The 6,758-nt window shown below is 34.2% G+C and carries 6 protein-coding genes; 1 reads left to right on the forward strand and 5 read right to left on the reverse strand.

The annotated features are described in order from the left end of the window. Nucleotides 1–107: 107 nt before the first annotated feature. The 3 genes from YWA_RS0113210 to rbfA form a co-directional block, all read right to left on the reverse strand. On the reverse strand, nucleotides 108–791 hold the full coding sequence (locus YWA_RS0113210) for a DUF4230 domain-containing protein (protein ID WP_022828991.1): 684 nt from the start codon (nucleotides 789–791) through the stop codon (nucleotides 108–110). 137 nt (nucleotides 792–928) lie between these two features. After that, nucleotides 929–2,128, reverse strand: a complete 1,200-nt coding sequence (locus YWA_RS0113215; protein WP_022828992.1) for an ABC transporter permease — start codon at nucleotides 2,126–2,128, stop codon at nucleotides 929–931. A gap of 1 nt (nucleotide 2,129) precedes the next feature. Beyond that, complete coding sequence (gene rbfA, locus YWA_RS0113220; protein ID WP_022828993.1) at nucleotides 2,130–2,522, reverse strand: 30S ribosome-binding factor RbfA; 393 nt, start codon at nucleotides 2,520–2,522, stop codon at nucleotides 2,130–2,132. A gap of 148 nt (nucleotides 2,523–2,670) precedes the next feature. Here rbfA and YWA_RS0113225 point away from each other — a divergent pair, with 148 nt between their 5' ends. Then, nucleotides 2,671–3,123 carry a 6-pyruvoyl trahydropterin synthase family protein gene (locus YWA_RS0113225; protein ID WP_022828994.1) on the forward strand — a complete coding sequence of 151 codons (453 nt, stop codon included), beginning with the start codon at nucleotides 2,671–2,673 and terminating at the stop codon, nucleotides 3,121–3,123. Between the two features lie 57 nt (nucleotides 3,124–3,180). Here the strand turns inward: YWA_RS0113225 and YWA_RS0113230 are convergent, their stop codons facing one another. Both YWA_RS0113230 and YWA_RS0113235 read right to left on the reverse strand, forming a co-directional pair. Continuing rightward, nucleotides 3,181–4,182, reverse strand: coding sequence for a hypothetical protein (locus tag YWA_RS0113230; protein WP_022828995.1), 1,002 nt, complete (start codon nucleotides 4,180–4,182; stop codon nucleotides 3,181–3,183). Nucleotides 4,183–4,812: 630 nt separating this feature from the next. Continuing rightward, complete coding sequence (locus YWA_RS0113235) at nucleotides 4,813–6,687, reverse strand: OmpA family protein (RefSeq protein WP_022828996.1); 1,875 nt, start codon at nucleotides 6,685–6,687, stop codon at nucleotides 4,813–4,815. Between the last annotated feature and the right edge of the window lie 71 nt (nucleotides 6,688–6,758).

A 6,758-nucleotide genomic window follows, 5' to 3' on the forward strand; every position in this document is an offset into this window, starting at 1 on the left:
GGAGAAGCAGAGGACTTAGGTTTTCTGCTTTTTTTATGATTTTTACACTCAAGATAGATCTGAGTATACAAATTCACACAGATTTCTTTAGAAGATTATTGTGAATTCTAACCTTTTGTTTCTGCATAGAAATCACTTTCGGATTTGACTTCCTCACCGTTATACACTAATTTCCAACCCATGGATTTGGTAACGATAAGCATATTAGAAAGCTCACTTACCAATCTGTTTTTTGCATTAGACTTTAAAGAAGATTTATCAATTTTTTTAGCGAGGTTTTCACGAACTGTTTTATTGATTTTATTGTAATCTTCAGCATTAAAATCATTTAATTTGGTCGATTGCATGTCGTAATATTTGTAATCGGGATAGATTTTAATTTCTTCTTTTGGAATGAATTTAATTGTAAGTGTCTTATTTGGCGCGTCAATATCATAGGTGATTTTGCTTAAATCAAAAGAAACTGTTACTTCAGCATTTACTACAACCAATGCTTTTTTCTCAAAAGATAAAATATCGAGTAAGTACTTCTTTTGGTCTTTGTAGGTAATCACTTCTGAAAAATGTCCTTCAGTTACTACTAGTTTCCCAACGTTTTTAATTTGTTGCTCAATTAGATTTGTGTCGTATTCGATCGACGAAGTGCTATTTGATTTCGTTGCTAATTGATAAATCAAGTAAACGATTATCGCTAATAATAACACAAGAATCCATCTGCGTGACTCGGATAAAAATCGAATTACGTTATTGAAAAATCCGGGTTTATTTTGGTTGGTATTAGTTTCGGTCATAACACTAAAATTTCATACGAAGATAAGAAACCTTAAACAGCATTTATTATGTGTTTTGATGAATTAGTGTAAAGATATAATTATCCTTTCAAACAAAAATTGAAGTTGATTTTTGCGATTGCAATAACTAATGAAACTTATTCCAACAACTTTTTATTCACGCGACTTGCAGCAATATAAGAAGCCACGAATCCTAAAATGGTAACGGTTGCCAAAACAATGAAGACATTTTGAATGGTGAATTTCACAGGATAAGCCAACGTTTCGGTTATCATAATGAATTTAAAATAATCTTGTGCCAAGACGATTGTAATTCCTAAAAAAAGTCCAATCAAAGCTCCAATAAAACACAAAAGCGTTCCTTGAAAGAGAAATATGTTTTTCAAATTCTTGATTTCGGCACCTAAATTATAAAGGGTTTTTAAGTTTCCTTTTTTCTCCAAAATCATCATTATTAAAGCACCAATCAGGTTGAAAAGTACTACAATAATTACTAATGTGAAAATTAAATAAACAGCGATATTCTCTGTATTCAGCATTTTATAAAGTGAATCGTTGAGTTGAGCTCTGTTTTTTACAATTACTTTATCTTTAAAAATTGTGTTTAATTCCTGCACTACTTTCGCTTCATCCGCATTCAGTTTGAGTTTGAATTCAATTGATGAAAGTTGGTTTTGCTTTAGAAACAACATTTCTTGCGCAAGCGGTAAATCGCAAAAGATATATTTCAAGTCGATGTCTTCGCTGATGGCGTACATTCCAATTGGCACTAAAGTTTGGGTCAAAAAAGCATCTTCGGGGCTGTTGATGTCTCCTTTTCCTGCTTTGGGAACAAATACTTGCAACGCATTGTTGAAGTCCATTAAACCCATCGAGAGTTTCTGTGAAATTCCGTAACCTACAACAACTTGTAAGGTTCCTGGTTCAAGCCATTGTCCGCCGTAAAGTCCGGCTTCAACTGTACTAACTTTTGTAAAAAGTGTATCAACACCTTTTAAATTGGCAACTTGTTGTTTTCCGTTGAATGTAAAAAGTAAACGTTCTTCAACCGTTTTACTATAAAAAGCGACGTCTTTTAATTTATCTAATTCTTGAGCTTCATTGGAATTGAAAGCGAAGAATTTTCCCGTCTTTGGGATAATTTTTAAATCTGGGTCAATCGTATTTGTAAACGAAAGACTAAAATCAATCAGTCCGCTAAAAACGGAAAGCACTACAAACAAAGCCATCGAACCAGCGATAATACCAATACTAGCAATCCAGTTGATGGTATTAATGGCGGTATTTTTACTGTTACTTTTTAGGTAACGTTTGGCGATGTAGAGTGAAAAATTCAAATTAGTATTTTCTTCGTTTCTCTAATAAATCACGGTTTTCAATTGGATTTTCTTCTCCTTTTAAAGCATTGTCAATTTTCTCAATGTAGTCTAATGAATCATCGATGAAAAATGTCAAGTTAGGTACTTTTCTCAATTGCAGTTTTACACGTTGCGATAAATCATGCTTAATTAATGAAGTATTTGTTTTAATTGCTGCTAAAGTTTCAGCTGCTTTTTCTTGTGGAAAAATACTCAAATGCACCGTTGCCACAGATAAATCCGTAGTAACAACTACTTTTGATACCGAAATAATCAGATTAGAAATTCCGTTTTTTCGCACTTCACCTTGTAGAATATCTACTAAATCTTTCTGGATTACTCCACCTATTTTTTTCTGTCTGTTCGTTTCCATTTTGCAAAAATACGATTTTAACTGTTATGTCTTAAAGCAGAAGTTGGTAACTGTATAATAATTTGTTTGACGTAGTTTAGTTTTGTTTAACGTTAGAAATTAAAATCCAACTTTAAAATATGTAAATTTGCACTTAAATAAAATCAGTATGAGTAAAATCCGCATTACTAAACAGTTTACTTTTGAAACCGGCCACGCGTTATATGGCTATGATGGAAAGTGTAAAAATGTGCACGGACACAGTTATAAATTGTCAGTTACCGTTATTGGTTCGCCAATTTCGGATGTGAATAATGTAAAGTACGGAATGGTGATTGATTTTACTGATTTAAAGAAAATCGTAAAAGAAGAGGTCGTAGAACAATTTGATCACGCTACTGTTTTCAATCAAAACACACCTCATATTGAATTGGCTAAAGAATTAATCAGCCGCGATCATCACGTTATTTTAGTTGATTATCAACCTACAAGCGAGAATATGGTTATTGATTTTGCTGATAGAATTTCAAAAAGATTGCCCTCAAATATTGCTTTGTTTTCTTTGAAATTGCAAGAAACAGAATCTTCTTTTGCAGAATGGTTTGCTAGTGATAATGTATAAAATACCTTAACTTATAAAACTGTTGGAATTTGCATTAGTATTTAAGCATAATTAAAATCATTTTATAGTATAATTTTTAGGCAATAAAATTCCCGCGCTTTTACAATATTGCTCTATTGGTTCTAACCAATATTTAGCCCTAATCTCGTTGAGTTCTTCTGGATTTATCACATCTATGCATTGAAATGTCTTAAAATCTTCAGATACTGTACTTGTCCCTAATAAAGATTTTTTATGGTCTTCGTACCAAGAAGTATAATGGTCCATGGCTTTTGAATAATAATCAGCAGATAAATTACCTGTTTCAACTTGTTTCCAAAGTAAATCCATAAACAATTTGGCGTCTTCTTTCTTTGCAAAACCAGCAATCGCATGATTGATCAACATAGCGATACTTTGGTCGCTAAATCTTCTGCATTTGTAACGACTTGGAAACTTATCGTTTTGCAATAAATCCAGCATATAATAACTGTTACCTATATTCAGGTATTTATACAAAATAGTAAGAGTCGAATCAGGTATTTCTCTAGTAGGCAAAATTTCAAACCTGATTTTTTGAAAATTCAATTCATTTTGCAACAGTATTTCGTAATTAGCGTCCTCAATTCTATCAATATTTTTGATGAATTCCTTCCTTAGTTTACGGGCTTCAAATTTATTACTGGTAAACATTGTATTCAAAAATATTCCATAACGAGTCTTCGAATTTTCATATTTAGTAATAAAGCCAAAATCGTATTCAGTTTTTAAAGGTAAATCTTTAAATTCCTCATCGGTCTCAATTTGATAGCCATTTTTAAATGCTTCACGAAAATAGTGCTTAGCCTCGGGAATATTATTGTTTTCGAAATAGTAAAAAGAAATACTTAAAATGTCATTTGGTAATGGTTTTGCAAACTTTAAGGCGTTTAATCTATACTTCAATATTGAATCCGTTTCTTTAAAAGTTTTGGACTTATTTATAGTAGCATAGTACGTTTTATAATCTGATTGAGCAGCTATGTTTATAGTAATTGTTAGTAGTACCGTTAGTAAACCAAAGTCTTTAAATTTGCTCATTCGTCTTATAATTATTTAAAAAAGGAAAGATTTTTTATTAGTTCGTGTTTCAAGATCTCAAATATAATAATTTCTAAACGGTGAAGTGGGAGTCTTCTCGCAATAACCTTAAAAACCACTTAAAAAATATAAACAAAAAGGCCCCTAACTTTGTTATAGGTTATGTAAAACAATAGCGCGGATTTGCAATCCGTACCCACAACCACCTAAAATCAGTCCACAAAATTGCACAAGCTCTAGCCAAGTCTTCGACATTCCCTAACCTCGAAACATACCTTACAATTAATTACAATCTCACTTGATTCCCTTAGAAATCCATTTAAATAGCTTCGTTGTTAATTAACTTATCTTCTAAACTAATTTATAGTACTTCGCTAATGATTTGTGTGCCTTCGCTACTCCTTTGTTAGTCTTCGCTACTCCTTTGTGTGTCTTCGCTGCCAATTTGTTAGTCTTCGCTACTCCTTTGTGTGCCTTCGCTACTCATTTGTATGTCTTCGCTACCCATTTGTGTGTCTTCGCTACTCATTAGTGTGTCTTCGCCCAAAGTACAACGACCTTATAAAAACCAAAAATCCCCGAAACTTTCACTTCGGGGATTCTCATTTATAATAACTTTTAATAAGACTTCTATTTCTTAATAATCAAGAATTCACTTCTTCTGTTTTCCGCATGTTCTTCTTCAGTGCACGCTTCTTTACAGTCAATTTTTGGTTCGCTTTCGCCGTATCCTTTTCCTGTAATACGAGTTGAAGAAACACCTTTAGAGATCACATACTGCACGGTTGATTTGGCTCTTCGGTCAGATAAATCCAAGTTGTATTTATCGCTACCTCGGTTATCCGTATGGGCTTTTACCATAATCACTAGGTTTTCATTGTGCTTCATTACTTGAACCAGTTTGTCCAATTCAAAAGCGCCTTCCGGTGTGATGTTTGATTTATTGAATTCAAAGTTGATTTCTTTCAAAATCACTTCTTTCTCCGTCACAATCACATCAATAGGATTCAATGATGCATTTACTTTTAATTTTCCACCATTTGTAGCCGCTATTGAGAACACACCACTTTCGTAGCCGTCTTTAGCCGCTTGAATGGAATAGGCGGTGTTACAATCTACAGGATACATGATTTCTCCGCTTGCTGTAGTAGTTTGTGTCTCCAATACGTTTTTCTTTGCATCTAAAATAGATACTCTTGCGTTTGATAAGAGTACGCCTGTTTTTGCATCCGTTACTACAATCAGTGCTTCTACACCACAAATTGGATTCGCCCAATAGATGTTGTCCGCTCCTGTTCGATTACTTGAAAAGAATCCTGCGTTTTTAGTGGTATTAAAACTAAATGCGAAGTCATCTTTCTCACTGTTTACCGGTTTCCCAAGGTTTTCAATTTGGTTGTTGGTTTTCAAATCAACCATGTAAACGTCTAATCCTCCAAGACCAATATGTCCGTTTGAGGAGAAATACAATACATTATCGTCCGTGATTTGTGGAAACTGCTCTTTTCCTTCAGTATTGATTTTAGTTCCCATATTCTCTGGTGTACCGTAACTTCCGTCTGCATTGATCGCTACTTTCCAAATATCTGTAAGTCCTACTGAACCTTCCATGTTTGAACTGAAGTACAATGTTTTTCCGTCTTTGCTTAAGCTCGGGCTGCTGTTTGAATGGTNTTTACTGTTNAANGGTAATGACTTGATGTTTCCCCACGTGTTTCCTTCTTTTGTGGCTTTNTAAAGGTACACTTGACCGAATTTTGTATTCAGCTTTTTGTCTTTCTCAAATTCCTTTTCTCCATGGGAGTCTCTTGAGAAGTACATCGTNTTTCCATCGGCACTAATGGTTACCGGTCCGTCGTGCCATCTTGTGTTTAGTTCTGCTACTTCTTCGGGTTTTGTGAAGGTTTTATCCTCGTTCATCGTCGATTTGTAGATGTCTAAATACGGCTCNTCGTTCCATCCGTCGGTACGTTTGCTTTTGTTTCTTGAAGAAGTNAANTANANNGTNTTGTCATTGGTCAATACTGCNCCAAAATCTGATCCGGTGCTGTTNATCTCTAATGCTTTTACGTTGAATGTTTTTACTTTGTTCAACAATTTTGGCAAATAGCCTGGGTTTTGGTTGAAGTCTTTAGCTCTGTGATCGCTTGGTGCTTTCTTGGCAAAGACGGCCATTTGCTTGTTTGATTCTTCGTATTTACCTAGTGCTTTTAGCATTTGTGAATAACGGAAATAGGTTTCGGCTTCTTGGGGTGTCTCAACNACTTTGGCATACCACTTGGCTGCTTCTTCGGGGTTGTACATGTTGTAATAGGCGTCGGCCAATTGTTTGTAAACATAGGTGTCTTGTTGGCCTTTGTCTACTAACTTTAGGTATTCCTTTGTCGCTTCNACNTACTCAAATTGTTGGAAGAGTTTGTCGGCGCTTTCGGTCTTTTTATTTTGTGCGGTTAAGGTTGTAGTGCTTACTAACACACAGCTTAATAGAATATAGAGTCTTTTCATTATGTGAGTGCTTTTATGTTAGAAAAATCGTGGTGAACGGGATACTTTTTTCGCAAAATTTACATCAAACA

It is taken from the genome of Flavobacterium antarcticum DSM 19726 (assembly GCF_000419685.1).
Lineage (GTDB): Bacteria > Bacteroidota > Bacteroidia > Flavobacteriales > Flavobacteriaceae > Flavobacterium > Flavobacterium antarcticum.

Excerpts from the sequence above, each read along its gene's own strand:
- YWA_RS0113210 (WP_022828991.1), bottom strand. The coding sequence starts at position 791 with ATGACCGAAACTAATACCAACCAAAATAAACCCGGATTTTTCAATAAC.
- rbfA (WP_022828993.1), bottom strand. The coding sequence starts at position 2,522 with ATGGAAACGAACAGACAGAAAAAAATAGGTGGAGTAATCCAGAAAGAT.
- YWA_RS0113225 (WP_022828994.1), top strand. The coding sequence starts at position 2,671 with ATGAGTAAAATCCGCATTACTAAACAGTTTACTTTTGAAACCGGCCAC.
- YWA_RS0113230 (WP_022828995.1), bottom strand. The coding sequence starts at position 4,182 with ATGAGCAAATTTAAAGACTTTGGTTTACTAACGGTACTACTAACAATT.